Origin of the sequence: Streptococcus sp. HMSC10A01 (assembly GCF_001807785.1) — a bacterium.
GTDB lineage: Bacteria > Bacillota > Bacilli > Lactobacillales > Streptococcaceae > Streptococcus > Streptococcus gordonii.
Genome location: NZ_KV790980.1, coordinates 23,779 through 46,329, shown reverse-complemented (window position 1 = coordinate 46,329; position 22,551 = coordinate 23,779). Strand labels below are relative to the sequence as shown.

Below are 22,551 nucleotides of genomic sequence, written 5' to 3'. Positions count from 1 at the left end.
TCCGTTTTCATTTTGGAAAATATCTTGAAAAAATGTCAGAATTGTGAGAAAATAAAAACAATTCCAGCCAGAGAGAAGGAGATACCTATGAGAGACGATATCAAAATCAACGACCGAGCAGCTGCAATTCAGGATAAACTAGTAGAAAAACTCGAGCGCATTTACGATCCAGATGTAGAGCTAGATGTATATAACCTAGGCCTGATTTATGAGATCAACCTAGACGAAAGTGGCCACTGCAAGATTGTCATGACCTTTACTGATACTGCCTGCGACTGTGCTGAGAGCCTCCCCATCGCCATCATGGACTCTCTGAAGAAGATTGATGAGATCGAAAGTGTCTCTGTCGAGGTTACTTGGTCACCTGCTTGGAAAATTACCCGTATCAGCCGTTTCGGTCGTATCGCACTAGGGATTAGTCCTAAATAGAAAAACATTGAAATAAAAATATTGAACCCGCTAGAAAGCTAGCGGGTTCTTTTGTTATACATTGGCTATTTCTTGCCGGTTTCTTCTGGTTTCCAGAAGTCGGTCACAGCACCTTTAGCAGCAGAGGATACCATATGGGCATATTTACCAAGTACCCCGCGGCTATAAAGCGGTGGAATCGTTGTTTCTGCCTTGCGTTTCGCCAGCTCTTCATCAGAGACAGCCATGGAAATTTCCTTGGTATCTTGATCAACGGTTACTATATCGCCTGTGCGGAGATAAGCGATTGGGCCACCATCCTGAGCTTCCGGAGCAATGTGTCCGACAACCAAACCGTAAGTACCACCTGAGAAGCGGCCGTCTGTCAGAAGGGCAACCTTGTCCCCTTGACCTTTCCCTACAATGATAGAAGAAAGTGACAACATTTCTGGCATACCAGGGCCACCTTTTGGTCCAACGTAACGAACTACAACTACATCACCATCTACGACTTCATCGGCCAACACTGCATCAATAGCGGCTTCTTCTGAGTCAAATACCTTGGCTGGTCCGACGTGGCGACGTACTTTAACGCCAGAAACCTTAGCAACAGCGCCGTCTGGAGCCAGATTACCATGCAAGATGATCAATGGACCGTCTGCACGTTTTGGATTTTCAAGTGGCATGATGACTTTTTGACCTGGTGTCAGATCCGCAAAGTCTGCCAAGTTTTCTGCTACTGTCTTACCAGTACAAGTGATGCGATCACCGTGTAGGAAGCCGTTCGCCAAGAGATATTTCATCACAGCAGGCACCCCACCAACCTCATAAAGGTCTTGGAAGACGTACTGACCAGATGGTTTCAAGTCAGCCAAATGCGGTACCTTCTCTTGAATGCCATTGAAGTCATCAAGCGTCAGCTCAACATTAGCCGCATGAGCCATAGCTAGCAAGTGCAGAGTAGCATTAGTAGAGCCACCTAAAGCCATGGTCACTGTGATCGCATCTTCAAAGGCTTCACGCGTCAAGATATCAGAAGGTTTCAACCCCATCTTAAGCATATTAACAACCGCACGTCCAGCCGCTTCGATATCCTCTTTCTTGTCAGCAGATTCAGCTGGGTGAGAAGAGGAGCCTGGCAAGCTCATACCCAGAACTTCAATGGCTGTAGCCATGGTATTAGCTGTATACATACCACCACAGCCACCAGGGCCAGGGCAGGCATTACACTCGAGACGTTTCACGTCCTCCTCGGACATATCTCCGTGGTTCCATTTTCCGATTCCTTCAAATACGGAAACTAGGTCAATATCTTTCCCATCAAGGTTCCCTGGTGCAATCGTTCCACCGTAGGCGAAGATTGCGGGAATATCCATATTGGCAATGGCGATCATAGAGCCTGGCATGTTCTTATCACAGCCACCAATGGCCACAAAGGCATCCACATTGTGCCCGCCCATGGCAGCTTCGATAGAGTCTGCAATGATATCACGAGAGGTCAAAGAGAAGCGCATACCTGGCGTACCCATGGCAATCCCGTCCGCAACGGTAATCGTGCCAAATTGTACAGGCCAAGCACCAGCAGATTTAACTCCTTCTTTTGCTAGCTTACCGAAGTCGTGCAAGTGCATGTTACAAGGGGTATTTTCCGCCCAAGTCGAAATCACCCCTACAATAGGTGTTTCAAAATCTTTATCCGTCATTCCTGTAGCCCGAAGCATGGCACGGTTTGGTGATTTAACCATGCTATCGTAAATCTTACTTCTATGACGGTTTTCTAGCTTATCTGTCATGTCTATTCCCTTCCTATCAGTGGTCTTTGTGTCCTATATTATACCACACTTGCCCTCAAATGAACAGAAGGAAATTTTTAAATTTTCAGAATTTTATAAAAATAATTGCTCTGCTATTTTCAAATTAAATAAAAAAATCTGTCAAGTAACTTTACTTTACAAAAAAGTTTTGATATACTGTTAAAGTTGATGTAAATCATCAAACTGAATCGAATTCATAAACTAAAAGGAGAAACAAACAATGGCAGTACCTGCACGTCGCACCTCAAAAGCGAAGAAAAACAAACGTCGTACTCACTACAAAGTAACAGCTCCATCTGTAACTTTTGACGAAACTACTGGAGATTACTCACGTTCTCACCGTGTATCACTTAAAGGATACTACAAAGGACGTAAGATCGCTAAAGCTGCTGCAGCTGAATAATAGAAGGGAGATACCATGCGCGTAAATATTACACTTGAACACAAAGAATCTGGTGAACGCTTGTACCTTACTTCTAAAAACAAACGTAACACTCCAGACCGTCTTCAATTGAAGAAATACTCACCAAAACTTCGCAAACACGTTGTGTTTACAGAGGTTAAATAATAGGTCATTACGTTTCATTAGAAACGAGAAATCCTTGATTTAACGCGATTCTTGAAATTTTAAATTTCAATGTATTGCAATAAAAATCAACCGAATGACTACATTTTTGACTACATTTTTTGTGAAATAAATTAGATGTTCGGATATATAAGAAACACCCTAGTTCAGTGAACTAGGGTGTTTCTTATAAGCTAAATCAATAATCTTCTTATATAGATAAATGAATTACTAGATTAGATCATGAGATAATAAACAGGAAGAACTAACTTCACAACAAAATTAAATGTAATAAATTCTTCAATTTCTAGAAAATTGATTTTGAACTAATGTAGAAATTCTGTAGTATAATGATTTTAAAGAATTCATAGTGAAAAATCAATAAAGTAGGATGGACATATCATGAAAAATGATGAAGATCAAGCTTTGGAACAATTAAAATCAGATTTAGAAAAATATTTTAAAAAAATAATCCCCCAAAAAGGCGTAAAGATTTTTTACTTTAATGATAAGGAAAAATTTTTAGAAAAGTTTAGCCCTTGGCATCAAGATAAGGGTAAAAATCTGATTAATGAATTTATAAAAAAAGTTGAGAAGTCTGAAACAACTATGGACTTCTCTTGGCTGAAGATTCTACCGGATGACTTAAAAAAAGAAATAGAAAAAGTAGGTAGACATTTGAATATGCGCTACCAAATTCCAACTCATTTTCATGGAGATATAGATACAGCTACTATTTTCCACTGTTTGGAAAATCCTAGAGGCTATTTAGGGGCTTATCAAGATAATCAAATTGATAAAGGCCTCGAGGAAACAAGCCTAAAAGGATATTATGGAAAAACCGAGATTTTGATAACTGATACTGAAAAAAAGAAAACTATTAAAAATATTAAAAAGATCTTAAAAGGATATAAAGAAAAGGAAATTGATATTAAATCAATTATAGAAAGAAGATATAAATTAAAAAGTATTAAATACGTCAAAGATATCATTTATAGTAATCAAAGCAATTTAATGAGTGAAATTAACCATATGTTTGATTTAAAATCTAAGTTCGATTTCAAAAACAAGTCTAAAAAAAGTCAAAAAAATCTGTTAGAAAATTATTACTATTTGAGAGAGTATTATTCTCAACTCATTCAGATAAATAAGGTATTAGATTTTATAGAACTGGAAGGAAAGCAAAAGGAAATTGAAAAGATCGCTCAACAAATATGTAATTTAGAAATTTATCCTTTTTCATGTGCTCAACCTGATTTAGGTGAAAATGGCATTGGTGAAAAGATTATTCTCAATTCAGACTTATCTAAGTTGGGTGCGTTCATTGTACTGAGAAGAATCTATAAATATTTAAATAATAAGGAATCACAAAAACCGGTTTTTGTTTTTCGTAAATATGATGCAGCATGGGAGAAATTGTTTAGAAAATTATTTAAAGAAGCAATGGGGGAAGATTTTGCTAATAATGTTATGGAAAGACTAGAAAATAATTTCTTTTATTGTCAGTTACGACCAATAGGTGGAGGAATAACCGATGGAAATGTATTATCAGTTCCAAACTATAGAAAATTCATGGATATGAAAGAGTCTGCTTTTGATGAAATTACAAAATTACTACCTCGAATTGATGTAAAAATAATTGAAAAAGATAACTTATAGCCAAATGGAAAAATTACAAATAAGCAATACGTCTAAAATCAAAAAAGAGCAATATTGCTCTTTTTAATATACGTATAAACTCTCAATCACGGTCTTCTGGAATAAATACATGAATATCAGCTTCATCACTTTGATTCCAATGAATGAATATTCTGCGACCTAATATCTTTTCTTCTATCTTAATTTCTTCAATTTCATAATAAACTTCTTCATTTGCATTAGTACTTTTCTCAAGATATTTTTTCACTTGTTGCTCGAATCTCAACTGTCCAGCATATTCCTTGGAGTTTCGATTTGCTCTAAAATCTTGAGGTGAGATATTGCTTTTATTATTTATACCAAAAAATTGATTGGATTGTGAGTTATTAGCATTACGTTCATCATTTGTAAGTAAATACTTATCAAATGAGTCAGCAATAAAATGACCTCGATCTTTTGTATTCTCACCTGGAATGGATGGGTCATCATCATTATGACTTCTGTCCTTAACATGGTTAACATTACTTAGAGCATCAATGAAATAATCAGCTTTAGGTTCTTTTCTAAGTATAACCTTCCACATTATTGGGTTATCACGATATATAGGTTTTTGGACTACTCTACAATCCATTTTTACTTTGTCCAAAAATATATAATATTTACCATCTTCAATTGGTAGCATTTTCCAATTTTTAAACCCACAATTCCAGTCATCAATGTTCAAATTATTACCGTGAGAGGTCCGTGCTATTTGCGTTAATGTAGTTTCTATAATATTATTTTCTTTTGCCATAATATATTTCTTAATTTATCTTTCTAAAATGGATTCAATCATTGGTTCAATCCCATTTTCAATAAGGTTATCTATCATACGCTGAGCAGAAAAGCGCCCAACTTCATAAGCTACATAGTGTAAAATTTGGGCAGCCACTTCATTAACATTGAAGGAAAATTGTCCCTTTAAAACTCTATAAGAAAGAGAGGCAAAAGGATCTGCATCTTCAAATCGCTTCAAATATTGCTCGTAGTTAGAATGAATCGTCTGAATGATATAAATTGCGTGCGTATCATCTAACTTCATAAAGACCATTAAGCTTTCAATAAAAATATCACTTTTTTTGATGCATGATTGACATAACTCTCTTGCTGGCATTTCATAGATATAGTTTTCTATATCGTCATCAAAAACACCGTGGCCAATTTTTTCCCATATTGTTTTCTTAAAAGTTTTATCGCTTCTAATGCTCAACCATGCATTTAATGCACTCAACATTTCAGTAGCATCTTGATACCTATAATCAGGTTCTAAATTCGTAGCTTTTTCACTAACAGAACGAAGAGAATGTGAAAAAATAATAGGATTTTTAGTCATAACAAAATTAATAATACGTCCCAATGAATACACATCACTTCGTTTATCTGCATCTTTTAAAAGGGCTAGTTGCTCTGGTGCGCAATAAAAGAGTTGACCGAAAGAAGTTGTATCCATTGTTTGATGAGAAGTCAGAGTATTTAGGTTTTTTCCTAATCCAAAATCAGCAATCTTAATTATCCCATTCACGAAGAAAACATTGGTTGGACTTAAGTCTCTATGCAGAACATCTCTTTGGTGGACAAGAGACATAGTATAAAGTATTTGACGCAATATATTGAGCTTAGAATCCTCTGTCAGCTCACTTGCTTCAATATAATTTCCCAATGTATCATCGGCTTTTTCCATTGTGTATGAACAATTACTACTATCGAAATCAAATACTCGAATAATACTCTCAATATCCGAACAAGACTTAGTTATTTCATACTCTCTTTTTAACCTGCTCCTCAACGATTGTCGTCTCACAGATTCCTCATTTAGTTTTTTTACCACTAATCCTGTAGATTTTTGGAAATAAATATCAGCAAAACCACCCTTTCCAATCTCAACTAAATCTAAATCAATTTCTACTAAATAAAATTCATTTCCTTTTCTTGAGAGTTTTAAAGAATAAACAGAACAAATTTTATCTAATTCATTTATTATTTTCTGCTGATGCTCTATAGCATCCACTTCACTTATCTGACGCTCTGTTAAAAGATATTGTTTGCTGAGTATAAGGTTGAAAAATGAATTGATAATGCCTCTATATGAAAAGTCCAACAGCTTGTCATTCACATATATCCATCTTGTAGGAAAACCCTGACCATAACTATCTTGGGTATGGAAATGGGTATTGAAAAAAGAAACTAGCTGAGGACCTGATTTATAAGTAAACAGCTCTATCTCATCTCCACAGAATATCTTTGCTAGTCTTTTGTAAAAATCTGGATTGATCAATAGCTCGTCCTCCTTATAGATGGTAATTTTTTAATTTAATAAATGTAGGCAGTGACATACAATCTACTTTCTCAATTAAACAGAGGGTGTCGTCTAGAATAGAAAAAATATAAAATCTATCTTGAAATATAGTTACAAAATAGGTATCAAATCCCTTCGCTTTTAAATCTCTGTATTCAAATAATGATTTGAAATCATAATTTAACGCGCTTACAATAATATCATCTGAATTATCTGTCTCGAGTATATCAATCAGCTCAAACGAATATGGAAAAAATAATAAAAGGTTTTTCTGTTTTTCAAGCATTTTCAACACTTTTATGATATCTCTTTCAATACCATACTTTCTAATATTTAAAAAGTTTTCCCCTAATCGAGTGAGCTCTGATATATCTCTTGTTCGGAATGCAACATGAATCTGAGTAGCTTTTACTTCACCGAATTTCTTTTTACTTTCATGAATACCAATTATACCGTCACCGTCATTGCTAATACCTGGAGAAAACAAATGACTAGCTTGTAATCTAGTGCTAGATGATAATAATTTAAAGTCTATTTCATAATTTTTTGATATTGCATCGCATTGACCATTATTCTCATTTAACGGTTTAGAGAAAAGAGATTGTCCTTTTTCTTTAAAATGAGATGACTTATTAAGTAGCTCTAGCAAATAGTTCTCATAATTACAATCAGGTTCTCCGTCAACAAAATTTTTAATAATAGTAGCTGGTGGCAGTAGTTTAAATTTTATTCGTGGATCAATATTAGGGTTTAAATTTTCTTCCATAGTAATTCCTCTATGTTATTATACCATTAATATGTTAAGAAGTTGGTTTGTTGAAGTAATAACTCATTATAAAATTAATTTAGATGTATGACTCTAAATATGGCTCTTAACTAGTAGAATTAATTATTTATAGCTCTTACGATATTATTAATTTCTTCTGTTTATCAATATTTTAACCCAAAATAAGATTTCTATAATTTACTTTCAAGTTTATAATAGCATTTTTTTTGAATTAGGTATAATATAGCATATATGATATATTATTGAGTTAAGGAGTAGGTAAAATGGGAGAGAAATTTAAAGAATTCTATTTCACTGGGGATCAAAGAATTCATAATTTAGATGAATTAGAAAAGGAATATGAACAAAAAAGTGGAGATATTTCGAGTTACCGTGGTAGAATATGTTGTCCAGAATGTAGGATTGCTGAGCTAGCATTTACTCATAAAACATCAAAAAAAAGAGCTTTTTTGTCTACATTACCGTCGTCAGATCATATGGCGGATTGTTCTCTCAAATATGAATCTGTATCCAGGAAGGAAATCAAGGATTATGTTAGTAATTTAGGTGAGGAGGAGATGCAAGATAGACTTGAAGCAATGTTAAATCGAATGTTGCTAAGAGAACGAGAAGAAAATCAAATTCCTGCTAACGATGTAGGCGATAATCCTTTTACAATATTAGTCAGAAAAGAAGGTCAACCTAATACTAGAAAATGTATCCCCAGAAAATCTTTGAATAGCTGGTTTGATAAGGACGAAGAAAATAACATCTTTCTATTTTATGGGAGTGTTCATTTAGAAGTTAAAGAAATTGAGACTAAATGGGGAACTAGATACAAACTGATTGTTAAAACCAACCAACAAGGCGAGTGGAAAACAAAGACAACTATATTTAGAGGGGAAAACAGGGATGAAATAGACCAACATCAAAATTATGATCTTGCTATTATTGGGCAACTCGAATTCTATAACAAACTTTCACAAATTAAAACTGTATCTAGATCTTCAATCATGTTCAGAATAAGGCAAGAATAAAATTACAAAAAACCTCGGAAGATTACTTCTGAGGTTTTTTGTGTCATAAAAATATTAATTGGTTTTTTGTATAATTTCTTCATACATCTCAAATAATCGTGCAACTGTTTCACTTTCAGTTAACCACGTTCTCTTCCCGTCTACGATCTTTGTCATACCATAAGCTTCCATAACCGCTCGATCATTTTTTTGGTGTGCTGTTCTCAGATCAGAAGGCATAATATTGTCATCGTACAACGCAGCAAGACTGCTTGTAGAATATTTAGTTCTTACATTTAGTATTTCTTTGGCAGTTTCCTCTATTCCTTTTCTTTGTTGTTCACTAATTTCTACCCAAGGGAAAGTATTATAAACAATTGTACTTGAATATCGGTAATCAGATTTTAACTTACCTGCAACAGTACGCATCCATGCCATGTGAACATTTGAGGTGACAACACCGAATTCATATAGACTTGCATTAGGTATGATTTGAGTGGCATCTGTCGCTATTACCTCTGGTTGAATATAACCGATTGGAACATATCGTCTATTCTCCGATGATACTCTTGGTACAATAAGATATGGAGTTTCAGGTTGAGCATTTTGCTTAAACTCAGTTGGTCTATCAGCAAATTTTCTTGTCGATTCAGCTTTACTTGATAATCTAAACTCTCTGACTTTACGCACTCGTTCATAGATCATAGGACTATTTTTTAATTCTTCGGGAGTTATATCAACTAACCATAAACAATACCGTTCAATGTTATTTATATACTCTTGAGCTCCTAAAACCTTATGGATATATTTTAAAGATTGAGGTTCTTTTATTACAAATTCTTCTCTCTCTTCTGGAGTTAAGAAGAAGAAACCACCATCGGTTGGCTTACTACCGAAATACATAGGAGATACATTCCCTAGTGGTTTTTTTTGTGACTCGACAAATATAGTTTTTCCTGGTAATAAATAAGGAGAAATATTTTCAACGAGTTCTAATGTATTTGAACCTGTATATAGTTTTTTAATTCCTTTATTTGTATCGGAGCTAAATCCAACAATGATACAGTGTACAGCTGCCTTATCTTTTGCTTCACTATTCCATTTGAACGTCTGGTAAGCAAAGTCAATCGAAATATTAAATCTATCATAAATAGGTTTCCAAACACCTGCAACTTGCTCCCCTTGGCAAATTGAGTTGGGAGATACAAACGCAACTTTAGCAGCTGTTCCGAAAATTAATTCAGAAGCTTTGAAATACCAACCCGCAACATAATCAATCTTTCCGGCCAATGAATACTCTTTGCCGTTCTCATCAACATATATTGCTCGCATATCCTTTTTTTGCTCTGCATTTTGGATTGAGTGCCCCACGAAAGGCGGATTCCCAATTATATAGTTTAGTTTATCTTTAGGTACAATGGTTTCCCAATCCGTCCTTAAAGCATTTCCTTCAACAATATTTGTATAGGATTTTAAAGGCAAGAAATCAATGTTCGCAAACACTATGTCTTTGGTTTCTTCCAACATTTGACTTTCTGCAATCCAGAGAGCCGTTTTAGCAACAGAAACCGCAAAGTCATTAATCTCGATACCATAGAATTGATTTAACTTCACCTTAACAAGGTCTTGACCTAAATCCAATGCTACTGTATCCCCCATATAAAGCTTGATAGCTTCATTTTCTAAGCGTCTGAGGGATATATAAGTTTCTGTCAGGAAGTTCCCTGAACCACAAGCTGGATCAAAGAATGTCAGACTAGATAGTTTTGACTGGAACTGTTTAGCTCTTTGTTCAACCGTTTTAAATTGCTTGAATTGACGAATCTCATTCAATTCATCTCTTAGTTCATCTAGGAAGAGTGGATCAATTACTTTATGGATATTTTCAATAGAGGTATAGTGCATACCACCGCTTCTACGTGTTTCCGGGTTCAGCGTTGATTCAAATACTGAACCGAAAATTGTAGGACTAATTTCTGACCAATCAAAGCTAGATGATGCATGTTCCAAAATCAACTCACGGAGCTCGTCTGTAAATTTGGGAATTTCCAAATTATTCTCAGCAAACATCCCTCCGTTGACGTATGGGAAGGCCAGTAATTCGTCATCTAAGTAAGGATCACGGTCCTCAATCGGCGTATTTAAAATCTTGAAAAGGTCTTTTAAACCACTACGAAAATCACGGCTGCTAAAACGAGCCAGGTAATCATGGAACATCATCTTATGTCCAAATATACCAGCGTCCTCTGCATACAAGCAAAAAACTAAACGAACAACAAGTTGATTAATCGCATGAAGACTATCTGGACTATCTGGATTAATGTACTGTTTAAGAAGTCCTTCGTAAATTTCTCCAACGATTTCTCCAGCTTCGATAGAAACCTTCATTTCACGTTCTAGGTGTTCATTTGTCTTATCTATTAAAAACTCCAGACGGTAAGCCTCTTTGTCCAAATCTTCTAATCGAACAATCTTAGGCTCGCTGTTTGGTTGTTCCATATCGTATATACGAAACTCTTGGAAATTTGACACTACAATCCATCTAGGATACCTTGAGAATCCAATTTCTGTAGCATATTTCTTTGCTTGCTGGAACGGAGTCAATTTAGACCCATCAGATTGTACAATTGCTTTTGATAAATCTTTAGTCCTACTTTTTTGTTCAATTAAGACTCTAGTTTTTTCAATGTACCCATCAATAAAACTTGTTGTATCCATCTTGACTGGATTTTCAAATGTTATGTATTCCGAAGGTTTTTCAATACCATATACTGACTGAAGTAAATCTAGCCAGAAAGATTGACTATCCTGTCGCTCATTCCCACGATTTTCCCAACGTTTAATAAACGCTTGGGCATTTTTTTTCTGTTCTTTGATATTCATTTCAACTCCAATAATATTACTACTTGATGTTATTATACCATTAAAAATGATCAATTTATTTTTTATGAAATCTGAAATTTTTTAAATCGCTTTTTGTGGCATACTACTATTACAAATTAAAAAATCAAAGAGCCATCGGTCGGATGGCTCTTTTTTTTGCCTAAAAAAGGAGAGTAGTATAATGCATAATAAAGAAATCATTGTTCAAATATATAGAAAAAAATTAGGAAAGTATTTGAAAGAACAGATGAAAGAGAAGAGTTTAAAACAAGATGAAGTAGGTCGGACATGTGGTCAATATGATATTGAGATGTTGAGTAGTACTACGGTTAGAGAAATTTTGAAAGGGAAGCGAAATATGACAAATAAAGCTGCAGACTCATTTCAAGAAAGCTTGGGAATTAATACTCCTAGAGATCTCTTTTTCCCAAATGAGACGTTTTGTATAGGCCTTATTTCAGAAATTTTAGAAGCTATAAAAACAGATTCACATTTTGAAGAATCATTGCTACGAGCCCAACTTTTTATCTTTTTAAACAGAAGATATGAAAAAAATGATATTAAATTTGAAAATTTTGAAAAAAATATTATTGACAAATTTATCGCAAGTTTGTTAAATCTTTTTCCAACGTTTCCAGTTGAAGAAACATCCGATGAAATTTCGGAGAAAATTTGCGACTGGCTTATTGAATTAGCTTGCTTATTATCACAATAATGATTTTTAAACCGTCAAAATTTTTGACGACTTATAATTTGTTCCTTTGATAAACTAGATTCAACTTAGCTAAGAAAAAATAAAAGGAGGTACGTTTATGCGTACAAAAAATCGAAAAAATGGCTATTCAGCTAACACTGCTAAACAATATGTTGATCAGAAGCAAGCGATTCATTGCTTGAGTACTGAATTTGAAGCTCAAATTAAGTTTGAAGATGGTCAGCCAACAGGTGAGATTATCGGTCACAAAGCCTGGTTCTCTCAAAAAGGGTTACCACCGTTCCAGGTGAAGTTTGAATCTGAAGTAACTCTTCCATCGTATTTAGCGATGGTAGACTTTGATGGATTAGAAGCATGTGAAGTCGGCTACAATGTCTATTTCCGTGCGAATAACATCAAAGAGGTCAAATAATGACTACTAAAGAACTTGCACAATACTTGCTCCAAGCCCTAAATATGGGGCTTGGGAGTATCATGCAAGGAGAGACTAGCTACACTAATAGTTTTGACATTAAAATCATGAATGATGGTTTTATGTTTATACCGAGACTACCAGCTGGATACATTATTGATGACGATCTTTATCAGAAGATTTTTCTTATAGCTAATGCAGCTCTCTATCCAAAGTATACGGTACTTAAACAAAACTCAGCATATTTTGTGGCACTAGATACAGATGACATTCATGTCCAGCGGGGGCTCTTTTTTCCTTGGAAAATCGGTATCTCTGAACGCTTAGTAATTCCTGATTTAGAAGAATTCGTAGGCAATCAAAAAGGGAATTTCATTCCAATTATGAAAAATCTTACTCTTGACTACAACAAAGTAACTTCGATGGCTATTGCAGGAAACAGCGGTTCTGGTAAGTCTTATGCTCTGACCTATTTTCTGTCTATGCTCAAAAATATTTCTGACTTGATTATTGTAGATCCTAAATTCGATACTCCTAGCCGTTGGGCACGAGAAAATGGAATTGCCGTTCTACATCCTCAGAAAAATCGCTCCAAATCAGACTTTGTTTCAGAAATCAATGGACATCTCAGTTCTTGCTTAAATCTTATACACCAAAGACAAGAAATCCTCTATGATAATCCAGCCCATAAATTTAGGCATTATACAGTTGTAATAGATGAAATGCTTGCGCTATCCGAAGGAGTCAATAAAACTATAAGGGATTCATTTTTTTCACTACTTTCAGAAATAGCTTTGCTCTCGAGATCGTCAAATATACATCTTTGTATGGTGGGGCAACGTCTAGACCATACCGCAATCCCAGTTTCGGTTCGGGAACAACTGAATGTGCTTATTCAGATTGGAAACATCAATCAAAAGACAACACAATTTCTGTTTCCAGACTTGGACCCAGAAGGGATTGTGATTCCAATTGGCAAAGGTACAGGGTTAATTCAAATCATTGATAATGAGCATCCTTATCAAGTTCTTCCGCTGCTTTGTCCTACTTATTACACAAAGAAAGGAATTTTATAATGGAGAAGACATTTTTTCAGAAGACATTCAATCTCTCTAGATATCTACTGGTTTTTGTAATACTTATTACTGTATTGAGTATAACTTCTCGTCTTTTAATTCTTTTATTTAATAATGAAGTTTTTTCAAGAAAAATTGTCGTAATACAAAATAAATTGTATTTGCTTTCTATGATATTTTTATTAGTTGTTATTATGCTGTTTTTACTTCTTTCAATTTTATTAACAATTGAGCTGACGGATAGATATAAAACAGACAAAATATCCAACTATTTTGAATCAGTGAAACAAACTATCAGACTACGTTATTTTTTAATACAACATGAGACTATCTCAACTTCTGCAAATAGTTTTCAAAGAAATCAAATTTTACGAGATTTCAATAAATCACTCTCAAATTGTATTGTTGATGTACGAAATGAGAGTGTGCTAGTTGTTTTAAAATATCCTGTAGCTCAACAATCACAGCACATTTTAAAAAATATAGAATCACATGTAAAAGAAGAAATCTCGAATTACAATCCAAACTTTTATTTTTCATCTGCGGTGCGAATTGGGAATAAATTGTTTTACAAAGGTTCAAAAAGATAAGGGAAATGGAGTGTTTGACTCACATAGTGAAGGTCAAACACACTCCATTTTCTAAAATCATTCATTCCTATTGGGGAGCACTACGACCAATGGATCAATAATCAACAAACAAAAAGTTAAGTCAGTTTACGAAAATTATCATATTTGTTTGGAAAATACAGTGAGGAAAAAACGATGTTAAGTTGCAAACGAACCAACCAATATTTTGTATTGTTAAATAGAGGTAGCCCAGGTATAAAATTCATTGATTTAAATAATAGGGAAAATTTTATTAATAAAAGAGGTAATATCTATGATTAAAAATAGACGTGCTAATAAGTGGACTTTCTTGCTTTATCAAGATAGCGCTCCTGAAAATCATAAAGAAATTCTTGAAAGAATGGGAGTTCCTTTCGTTCTTAGCCCATGGCATGATAAGGATATCAATGAAGAAACTGGGGAATTTAAAAAAACTCATCGACATGGTGTGCTTTTCTTTGATTCGCTCAAGAGCGAAAGCCAAGTTTCTGAGCTTCTGACTGAAAAATTAAATACACCAAAGCATGTTGAGGCTGTTATGTCCCCAACCGGAATGTTTCATTATTTGACTCATGCTCAGAATCCGGAGAAAACACAGTACGATGTTAAAGATATTGTTGCAGGTTGTGGATTTGATCTTGAGCAGTTTATTATTGAGAACAGTAAAGATAATTATTTAGAAACGGCTATCGATATCATTAATGAATATAATTTTACAGAATTTGGTAGTCTAGTAAATTATGCACGTAAAAACGAGCCCATTCTTTTAAAATTAATTGTTCAGAAGCCATTCTTTTTTGTAAAATTGTTGGATTCACTCCGATATAATAAGAATAAACAAGATTATATGATTAAACAGATTAAAGAAGATGAGGCTTACTATCGTAAACAATATCGTGAAAATAAAGAACAACAGAAGAAAAAAGAAGACGACTTACTTTATCTTAAACAGGATTATATCAGAGAAAAGAAACGTTTGAAAGAAAAGAATGAGGAATATCGACGGAATCAAAATTCTCATAGAGAAAATAATCATTTGAAAGACAAAGAGATGGATAGATGACCTCAAATCAATTATTAATATTGAATCGAATTGAACAGATTTTGACTTGTTTACTTGCTATGATGCAGAAACAGCAAGATATTCAAAAGAATGTGAGTATTCTAACTCAGAAAGAGCTGCTTTCTATACTTAAAATTTCACCAAATACATTGAAATCGTGGGAGAAGACAGGTCTTAAGCGTCTTGAACCACCTATCGAGGGTACTCGAACTGTTTACTACAAAATGGAAGATGTGCTGAACTATTTAACTCCTTAATTTTAAAAATGTGCTAAAATAGTAACATCACATAAATAGTGTGAGGTTGTTATTTTAGCCTTTTATATATCCGAACGTGAAAGGCTACTATGCAGAAAGAAACTATCATTCACAACAATCGGAAAGTCATTAAAACTACCAAGAGTAATGGAAGTATTAGCTATACGCAACGTGGAGTGTATATTGGTGTAGATGTTAAAACTGGAAAAAAAGTTACATCATCTATAACTGCTAAGACTCTAAAAAGTCTTGATAGAAAAATCATTCAAGCTCGGCTTGAATTTGAAGCGAAGGGCTCAACTCTAAAAGAGACTTTGCTGATTAATAACTTCGAGGAGTTAGCAGAAGCCTGGTTTGTCAGTTTTGTAACTTGGGTGACTTCTCAGAATACGATTAACCGAGTCCGAAGCTATCTTGATACCTATCTCATCCCTAAGTTTGGAGAATATAGGCCTGAAGAAATAAAATCTGCAGATATTCAGATTTGGGTTAATAAGCTAGCCCAGCAATCTAAAAAGTCAGTTGAATCAGGTATGAAAAAATCTAAAAAGGGCCATGCAAAAGATTTCGGTGCAGTTATCTATAAGCTCAGTGATATTTTCGATTATGGGATCACGAATTTTGAACTAACAAATAATCCCGCTCGTACAGTGAAAATTCCTCCAAAACCAAAGGTGGTAAAGGAGAGAATCATGGTATTGCATGGAGAGGATTTGGCTACTTGGCTGAACTATCTGAATACTTTACCTGATACACGAGCTAATCGAAGATTCAAAGTTATCTGCGACACGCTGCTAGCTTCTGCACTTCGAATCAATGAGCTTCTAGCTTTGACGATTAATGATTTGGATTTTGATGCTAATGAAATTATCGTCAATAAAACACTAATGTGGAAAGCTGGAAATAAGAAACTTGAGATTAAGGGCGAGATTGTTTGTAAGAACAGTGCCAAGACTGATGCTGGCAACAGAAGAGTTGCAGTCCCGAGACAAGTCTTAGATGACTTGAAAGCTTTTCATGCTGAGATGAGTGATTATTTTGTGAGTCATGATTTACCAACTGTGGATCTAATTTTCCCGACAATTTACGGGAACTATATGTGTGATAGAAATGAACGTGCAACGCTTAAAAAGCGTTTGACTGAGTTGGGACTACCAAACTATGGTTTCCACCTTTTCCGTCATACACATGCTTCTTTGATGCTGAATGCTGGTGCGAACTGGAAAGAACTCCAGATAAGAATGGGCCATAAATCGATTAAAACGACAATGGACACTTACGCTGAATTGGCACCGAAAAAGAAGGCGGAAGCAGTTGAAATCTATCTCAAAGAAATTGCGAAATTGACGGCATAGCAAAATGACTACATTTATGACTACATTTTCTATAGAATAATCTAAAAACGTTGATATGAAGGCGTTTAGAGGGTGCTAAAATAACATTCACAACCTTTACAGAAGTGAAATAGGGATTCAATACACGTCAACAGACGTTAAAAACCTTGATTTTAAGCGATTTTTGAAATTTCAAATTTCACTACATTGCAATAAAAATCAACCGAATCACTACCTTTTTCACTACCTTTTTTGAAATAAGAATATTGATTCGGACAATTATAAGCAAGAGAAACTTCATTATGAGGTTTCTCTTTTTATATTCTCGCTCCACCATCTATTTTTCTTATCGTTGTGTTATAATGGAATAGATTGCAAATTCATGCATAGGGTTTTAAAAATCTCATCAAAAAATTTTTAATTAAATCTGTCTATTCTATATTCTAAAATTCTTTAACTGAATTTTGATGAACAATATTCGCGTGATTTTCGCGTGATTTTCGCGTGATTTTCGCGTAACTGCTTAAGATGAAGTCCCAGAAATACGATGAAATCAAGGATTTTAATCTCCTGTAAAATTTGCTTTCTCGCGTGACAATCGTTTAAAAACAAATTTAAGTAACGTTATATTTTAGAAAGGAAAAATATGAACTTAAAATTTGAAGGAGTCGATTTAGAATACAAAAAAGCTAAAAACAGTCTTCCAGAATCCTTCTGGGAAACCTACTCAGCATTTGCAAATACTAATGGCGGGAAAATAATTCTCGGGATAGACGAAAAAAATATTGACCCCTACCAAGGAGTTAATAATCCTCAAAAAATACGAGATAATCTATTTGCTTTAGTCGCAAACAAACAAAAAGTCAGTTGTAATCTACTTACCGACAACGATATCGAATACGTTAATATCCCAAACAAAAATAAACAGCTTATTGTAGTCACTGTAAGAGAAGCTAATCCTGACCAAAAACCCGTTCATCTTAAAAATGATTATCGTAAATCATACAAAAGGTTAGGCGAAGGCGACGTTCAACTTGATAAAGAAGAACTCAAATATCTTATGACTAGTTCACATGATGATATTGATAGTGAGTTACTTAATAATTTTGACGAAAATGACCTAAATATAGATACGATAGAACATTATAAGCAATTATTAATTGAACTTACTGGTAAAACAAAATACAATAGCATTTCTTTGAGAGATTTTCTAATCGAAATTGGCGTATTTAAAAAAGACAGGACAGATAATATATATAAATTAACCGCAGGAGGACTGATATTCTTTGGAAAGTATAACTCTATCATTTCTCGTTATCCCAAATTCCAATTAGACTATTTTGAAAAAGATACATCTCTTTCAACTAGGTGGAACGATAGAATTTCAACAGGTGATATGATGTACCCTGATTTGAATATGTTTGACTTTTTCAATTTAGCATATAATAAATTAACCACTACAACAAATGATAGATTTGAGCTCAGTAACGAATCTGCTCATCGTTTACCATTCAAGAAAGACCTATCTGAATCTATACGTGAGGCTTTAGTGAACTGCTTAATGCATGCTTACTATGATTTTGATTCACCTATAGTTATTACAGCATACCAAGACTTCTATGAATTTAAAAATCCAGGTAAGATGAAAATTTCTATTCCCGAATTTATACATGGTGGAACTTCCAAAACGCGAAATAGTACAATCTCTTCATTATTCCGTAGAATTGGGATGTCAGAAAAAGCTGGGTCAGGTGGACCGAAAATTTTTGATATTTCCGAAAAATATAAACTAAAAATTCCTGAAGTAAGTACAACTTTTGATAGTACTATTGTTACAATCTGGAAAGTAGATTTACTGTCTTCTTATGCAGATACATCAGATAGTGAAAAGATTATACTTGAATATATCATTAAAAATGGTAGCATTACTAAAAATGATATCCTTGAAAATTCTCTAATGACTGAGTATAAATTTAGAGAAAACTTGAAATCCCTACAAAATAAAAAATATATTGAAATAGAAGGTAAGGGACGGTCTACAAGATATGTTCTCCCTAAAAGTTCAACTGAACAATACCACATTATTAAACAACAAATCAAAAGTCTTGGAGATTTCATGACCAAATATTAAATATTTAATTCTCATTCCTAAAAATTTTTGAAATAGCGTAGTCTTTTCTAAAATTTGTGGAATTCAAAACGCAGGCTCATCCCAGCCTGCGTTTTTTATTTTGTCACAACTTCTTTTGTTGCTTTGATTTGTTTATCAGCATATAAGACAACATCTTTAATAGCTAATTTTTTAATAGCCTGTACTAAAGTTGCCATGTAATCAAAATACCGACAAAATGCCTAAAATCCCAACGACTTTCGGGATTTCTATATTCAAACTTTCCGAAAAATACTTATTTTCCTGAAAGGGAATTAGTGTAAAATGATGAATATGCAAGACTTACTTTAGATCCTTAAAGCATCTACATGACTAGAAATCTTGTTTTTAAGGGCTTTTTTTGATTTTAACAAAATATCTGAATTTTATATTATCTATTCTAAACCCCAAAATCAATTTGAATTTTTTATATAGGTACAGTTTCTTTGATATTCAATTTATCTAGATAACAGAAATTCACCAATTTTTACTTTTAATGTAGATTCTAACTAGCTTAATTATAGGAATTACGTTATAATGAAGCCAAAAAATGGCACACGTGGTGGCGAGATTATGTTTTATAAAACAAGACAAACTCATTTGGAATATCCAATGAAGTTCAATAAGGTAAAGTCAAGTCCAAAAAAGTAATAAAAAATTATAACTAAAAAGGAGAATTACAATGTCTAGACAATGGAAGAAATTGATTCTTACTCTCTTCACTCTCCTAGCACTCTTCGTGATTGCTGGCTGCGGACAAAACCAAAAGACAGACAAAAATGTCGCTCAATCTGATCAGAAAACGGCCACCCTGTCTGGAGAATGGGAATCTGTAGACGAACTTGAATCGATTCAAAAAGTGTTCATTCCCAAAGGTATGAAGGGCATCACTTTTGCAAGATTCATTGAAGCTTTCAAAGACTTTAAAATGGCACTAAAAGTTGACGGAAATACTGTTAACCTAAGTTATGATTACGATGTCACACCTTTTGCAAAAGCCTTTTATTCAATTTACAGAGATAAAGATAAAACAACAGAAGCTGATTTCATTAAAGAAGTTTATAAAGGCGAGTCAAGTTTTTCTGAAGAATTCAAACAATATAAAGTAAGCATGGATAATGACAGTGGCATTTTCAGATATTCTGCAACAGGAGATATTGATAAAAGCAAACAAACCATCTCATTTAAAGAAGGGTTGTCAATTCTTAATTCCTTCCCTGCTTCTGTAGGCGATAAATTAGATCCAGTCGTTTACAATTATGAGATCAAGGATGGTATTCTCTATCTTTATGCAGACGGTACCACCACAAAGGAAGGACTCCCTGCTCACTTTGAATTCCGTTTCAAACAAGTTCAAAAACAAGAGAAGAAATAGAAAGGAGAAGCAAAGATGTTTAAAAAATATATGAAAGCATTCTTAATCGCTTGTTGCTCTCTCTTTGTACTCACAGGATGCGGAAATGATTCTAACTCTAGCTCTAGCACTGCCAAAACCTCTACCCTTGATGGAAAATGGAAAGCTGTTGACTTTAGAAGTTCAGTTGAACGTAGTTTAGGCTATCAAGACTTTGATGAAGAAAAGGCTACGCGGCTAAGCTATTCTGACGGCTGGAAAGATCTAGCACCTACATTGAATATTTCTAACAATAAGGTTGAATTTGAATATACAGCTCCTATGCGAACTTGTCTCGGCAATTTCTACGATTACTACCTAAAGAAATACTCTGCGTCAACTATTTCTAAAGACGGTTTTATAAAGGCAAGATTTCGCAAGTTAAAAACAGATTTAGCAACTTATCAATCCCATATGAAATACACTACTTATGATTCTAACGACAATGATTACACGGTCCATTCTTTACTTAGAAATGGTAAAATCGATACTAAGAATCATACGATTACCTTCCCTGAAACACCAAATATTTTGCAATTAGTCGTACTTTCTATTGCAGATGTTAAAAATGAAAAAACGTATAACTATAGTATTGAAGGCGACATTCTTACATTGACTTTAGAATCACGAGATGAGGTAAATGATGTAACCGCCTATTTCAAAGTGAAATTCAAGAAAGTCCCAGAGACTAAAGATAAAGAATAAAAATCAAAAGACACCCTTTAGCACATTGAGCTAGGACTCAAAAGGGTGTCTTTTTATGCTCCCTTGTCTTACTACTAGTAATATGGACTTGTATCACAGTAGCTTTTCATTTTTTAAAAGATAGGCAACAAGAGCTTCATTGTAGATTTTGGATAGCGTGATAGTCTTGCCTATTTTTATTTGACAAGAAAAAGTAGACAGTATATACTAAAAATAGATAAGTAGACAGTGTATACTTTTGGAGGAGATACATGAAACGCAATACTGCCCAGCTGAAAGAACAGCTCATTCAAACAGGGATTGAAGAAATCGGAAAACATGGAATTGAAAAGCTTTCGCTCAGGACTATCGCCAAGGCCTGTGGTGTAACTCACGGCACTCCATACCGCCATTTTGAGAGCAAGGAAGGCTATCTAAAGGTCGTTTTGGCCCGGCTTTCACTGTTTCTCAATCAGGAAATCAATGAAAGTATTGATGCGACAGGTTCTGCGCGTGATCAGCTGACCCAGCTTGGTCTTAATTTCATTATTTTTGCCAAGACCTACCCTTATTTTTTCGAAGCTCTCTTTATCAAATTTCCTTTTAAATATATGAAAGTGACCCAGGACACCATTCTCTTGGAGTCCGATTTGCCTGGATTTGATAAATTTAAGGAGCTTGTTTTAAAGCTTCGCAAGGAGGAAAATTTTAGCAATAGCGAAGCAGAAAGCCTTTTTCACTTTTGGAGCTTTATCACAGGTCTAGCCGTTCTGGCCAACAGTCCTATCGGACAAGACCTTGATCCTCAAGCCATCCAAAGCACGATCGAGCATATGCTTGACATTTATATCAAAGGAGAACGATCATGAAAACCTTGATTATTTACACCCACCCCAGCCCAACCGGCTTCAATGCTGCTATTCTCAAAGAAGTTCAAAGCAATCTTTCTAAGAAGCATGAGGTGAAAACCTTGGACTTGTATGCTGAAAATTTTGACCCTATCTTGCGCTTTGACCAAGAACATAGACGCCGCGACCTGCACAAAGACCCTGAAATGGCCAAATACAGGGATTTGATTACTTGGGCAGACCATCTGATTTTCATTTTCCCTATCTGGTGGAGCGGTATGCCGGCCATTCTCAAAGGTTTTATCGACCGCGTCTTTGCTGCCGACTTTGCCTACTCTTATAAGAAAGTCGGACTCCAAGGCCATCTGCAAGGGAAATCCGGCTGGATTATCGTCAGTCATAATACACCAGGTTTTGCTCTGCCTTTCGTCCAAGACTACGGCAAGGTACTTAAAAATCAAATCCTGAAACTTTGTGGTATTTCTCCAGTCAAACTGACAGAGCTCAACGGAGTAGAACGCAAAACAGATCAACAACGCCAAGAAATGCTCAAAAAAATCGGGCAGCTGGCCAGTCAAATTTAAGAA

Annotated in this window: 21 protein-coding genes and 1 pseudogene; 17 read left to right on the top strand and 5 right to left on the bottom strand. The window is 34.6% G+C overall.

Annotated elements, in window-relative coordinates:
- The first annotated feature begins 87 nt into the window (after positions 1-87).
- The gene (locus HMPREF3108_RS06875; protein ID WP_012131031.1) at positions 88-429 is read left to right on the top strand and encodes a metal-sulfur cluster assembly factor; all 342 of its coding nucleotides are present in this window, start codon (positions 88-90) and stop codon (positions 427-429) included.
- Positions 430-494: 65 nt separating this feature from the next.
- Here HMPREF3108_RS06875 and ilvD read toward each other — a convergent pair whose 3' ends face one another.
- On the bottom strand, positions 495-2,201 hold the full coding sequence (ilvD, locus tag HMPREF3108_RS06870; protein ID WP_012131032.1) for a dihydroxy-acid dehydratase: 1,707 nt from the start codon (positions 2,199-2,201) through the stop codon (positions 495-497).
- Positions 2,202-2,442: 241 nt separating this feature from the next.
- Here ilvD and rpmF point away from each other — a divergent pair, with 241 nt between their 5' ends.
- The 3 genes from rpmF (at position 2,443) to HMPREF3108_RS06860 (ending at position 4,446) form a co-directional block, all read left to right on the top strand.
- Positions 2,443-2,625, top strand: coding sequence for a 50S ribosomal protein L32 (gene rpmF / locus HMPREF3108_RS06865; RefSeq protein WP_008809991.1), 183 nt, complete (start codon positions 2,443-2,445; stop codon positions 2,623-2,625).
- A gap of 15 nt (positions 2,626-2,640) precedes the next feature.
- Positions 2,641-2,790 carry a 50S ribosomal protein L33 gene (gene rpmG, locus HMPREF3108_RS10505; RefSeq protein ID WP_001265622.1) on the top strand — a complete coding sequence of 50 codons (150 nt, stop codon included), beginning with the start codon at positions 2,641-2,643 and terminating at the stop codon, positions 2,788-2,790.
- Positions 2,791-3,189: 399 nt separating this feature from the next.
- Complete coding sequence (locus HMPREF3108_RS06860) at positions 3,190-4,446, top strand: hypothetical protein (protein ID WP_070494039.1); 1,257 nt, start codon at positions 3,190-3,192, stop codon at positions 4,444-4,446.
- Positions 4,447-4,528: 82 nt separating this feature from the next.
- Here HMPREF3108_RS06860 and HMPREF3108_RS06855 read toward each other — a convergent pair whose 3' ends face one another.
- Genes HMPREF3108_RS06855 through HMPREF3108_RS06845 form a run of 3 tightly spaced genes read right to left on the bottom strand, consistent with a single transcriptional unit; the run spans position 4,529 to position 7,526 of the window.
- The gene (locus HMPREF3108_RS06855) at positions 4,529-5,218 is read right to left on the bottom strand and encodes a DNA/RNA non-specific endonuclease (protein ID WP_070494035.1); all 690 of its coding nucleotides are present in this window, start codon (positions 5,216-5,218) and stop codon (positions 4,529-4,531) included.
- Positions 5,219-5,233: 15 nt separating this feature from the next.
- On the bottom strand, positions 5,234-6,739 hold the full coding sequence (locus HMPREF3108_RS06850) for a serine/threonine-protein kinase (protein ID WP_070494032.1): 1,506 nt from the start codon (positions 6,737-6,739) through the stop codon (positions 5,234-5,236).
- 13 nt (positions 6,740-6,752) lie between these two features.
- Positions 6,753-7,526: a hypothetical protein gene (locus tag HMPREF3108_RS06845; protein WP_070494029.1), complete on the bottom strand. Its 774-nt coding sequence runs from the start codon at positions 7,524-7,526 to the stop codon at positions 6,753-6,755.
- Positions 7,527-7,810: 284 nt separating this feature from the next.
- On the opposite strand from HMPREF3108_RS06845, the gene HMPREF3108_RS06840 reads away from it, so the two are divergent.
- Complete coding sequence (locus HMPREF3108_RS06840) at positions 7,811-8,563, top strand: hypothetical protein (protein WP_070494026.1); 753 nt, start codon at positions 7,811-7,813, stop codon at positions 8,561-8,563.
- Between the two features lie 54 nt (positions 8,564-8,617).
- On the opposite strand, the gene HMPREF3108_RS06835 is transcribed toward HMPREF3108_RS06840, so the two are convergent.
- Positions 8,618-11,425 carry a DNA methyltransferase gene (locus HMPREF3108_RS06835; protein ID WP_070494023.1) on the bottom strand — a complete coding sequence of 936 codons (2,808 nt, stop codon included), beginning with the start codon at positions 11,423-11,425 and terminating at the stop codon, positions 8,618-8,620.
- A gap of 181 nt (positions 11,426-11,606) precedes the next feature.
- On the opposite strand from HMPREF3108_RS06835, the gene HMPREF3108_RS06830 reads away from it, so the two are divergent.
- The 12 genes and pseudogenes from HMPREF3108_RS06830 (at position 11,607) to HMPREF3108_RS06775 (ending at position 22,548) form a co-directional block, all read left to right on the top strand.
- The gene (locus HMPREF3108_RS06830) at positions 11,607-12,140 is read left to right on the top strand and encodes a hypothetical protein (protein ID WP_070494020.1); all 534 of its coding nucleotides are present in this window, start codon (positions 11,607-11,609) and stop codon (positions 12,138-12,140) included.
- Between the two features lie 97 nt (positions 12,141-12,237).
- Entirely contained in the window at positions 12,238-12,552 is a 315-nt protein-coding gene (locus HMPREF3108_RS06825) for a hypothetical protein (protein WP_070494017.1), read from the top strand.
- The gene (locus tag HMPREF3108_RS06820) at positions 12,552-13,628 is read left to right on the top strand and encodes a cell division protein FtsK (RefSeq protein ID WP_070494014.1); all 1,077 of its coding nucleotides are present in this window, start codon (positions 12,552-12,554) and stop codon (positions 13,626-13,628) included. The genes HMPREF3108_RS06825 and HMPREF3108_RS06820 overlap by 1 nt, the downstream gene beginning before the upstream one ends.
- On the top strand, positions 13,628-14,218 hold the full coding sequence (locus HMPREF3108_RS06815) for a hypothetical protein (protein WP_070494011.1): 591 nt from the start codon (positions 13,628-13,630) through the stop codon (positions 14,216-14,218). Before HMPREF3108_RS06820 ends, HMPREF3108_RS06815 begins: the two co-directional genes overlap by 1 nt.
- 292 nt (positions 14,219-14,510) lie before the next feature.
- Positions 14,511-15,077: pseudogene (locus HMPREF3108_RS06810) on the top strand (replication protein); the annotation flags it as partial.
- Between the two features lie 218 nt (positions 15,078-15,295).
- The gene (locus HMPREF3108_RS06805; RefSeq protein WP_070494005.1) at positions 15,296-15,556 is read left to right on the top strand and encodes a helix-turn-helix transcriptional regulator; all 261 of its coding nucleotides are present in this window, start codon (positions 15,296-15,298) and stop codon (positions 15,554-15,556) included.
- A gap of 89 nt (positions 15,557-15,645) precedes the next feature.
- Positions 15,646-16,911, top strand: coding sequence for a tyrosine-type recombinase/integrase (locus HMPREF3108_RS06800; protein WP_070494002.1), 1,266 nt, complete (start codon positions 15,646-15,648; stop codon positions 16,909-16,911).
- A gap of 625 nt (positions 16,912-17,536) precedes the next feature.
- On the top strand, positions 17,537-19,021 hold the full coding sequence (locus tag HMPREF3108_RS06795; RefSeq protein WP_070493999.1) for an RNA-binding domain-containing protein: 1,485 nt from the start codon (positions 17,537-17,539) through the stop codon (positions 19,019-19,021).
- Between the two features lie 700 nt (positions 19,022-19,721).
- Positions 19,722-20,414, top strand: coding sequence for a hypothetical protein (locus tag HMPREF3108_RS06790; RefSeq protein ID WP_045634758.1), 693 nt, complete (start codon positions 19,722-19,724; stop codon positions 20,412-20,414).
- A gap of 15 nt (positions 20,415-20,429) precedes the next feature.
- The gene (locus HMPREF3108_RS06785) at positions 20,430-21,137 is read left to right on the top strand and encodes a hypothetical protein (RefSeq protein ID WP_061602327.1); all 708 of its coding nucleotides are present in this window, start codon (positions 20,430-20,432) and stop codon (positions 21,135-21,137) included.
- 251 nt (positions 21,138-21,388) lie between these two features.
- Positions 21,389-21,985 (top strand): TetR/AcrR family transcriptional regulator, encoded by a 597-nt coding sequence (locus HMPREF3108_RS06780; protein WP_061602328.1) that lies wholly within the window; start codon positions 21,389-21,391, stop codon positions 21,983-21,985.
- Positions 21,982-22,548 (top strand): NAD(P)H-dependent oxidoreductase, encoded by a 567-nt coding sequence (locus tag HMPREF3108_RS06775; protein WP_070493996.1) that lies wholly within the window; start codon positions 21,982-21,984, stop codon positions 22,546-22,548. The genes HMPREF3108_RS06780 and HMPREF3108_RS06775 overlap by 4 nt, the downstream gene beginning before the upstream one ends.
- Positions 22,549-22,551 lie beyond the last annotated feature (3 nt).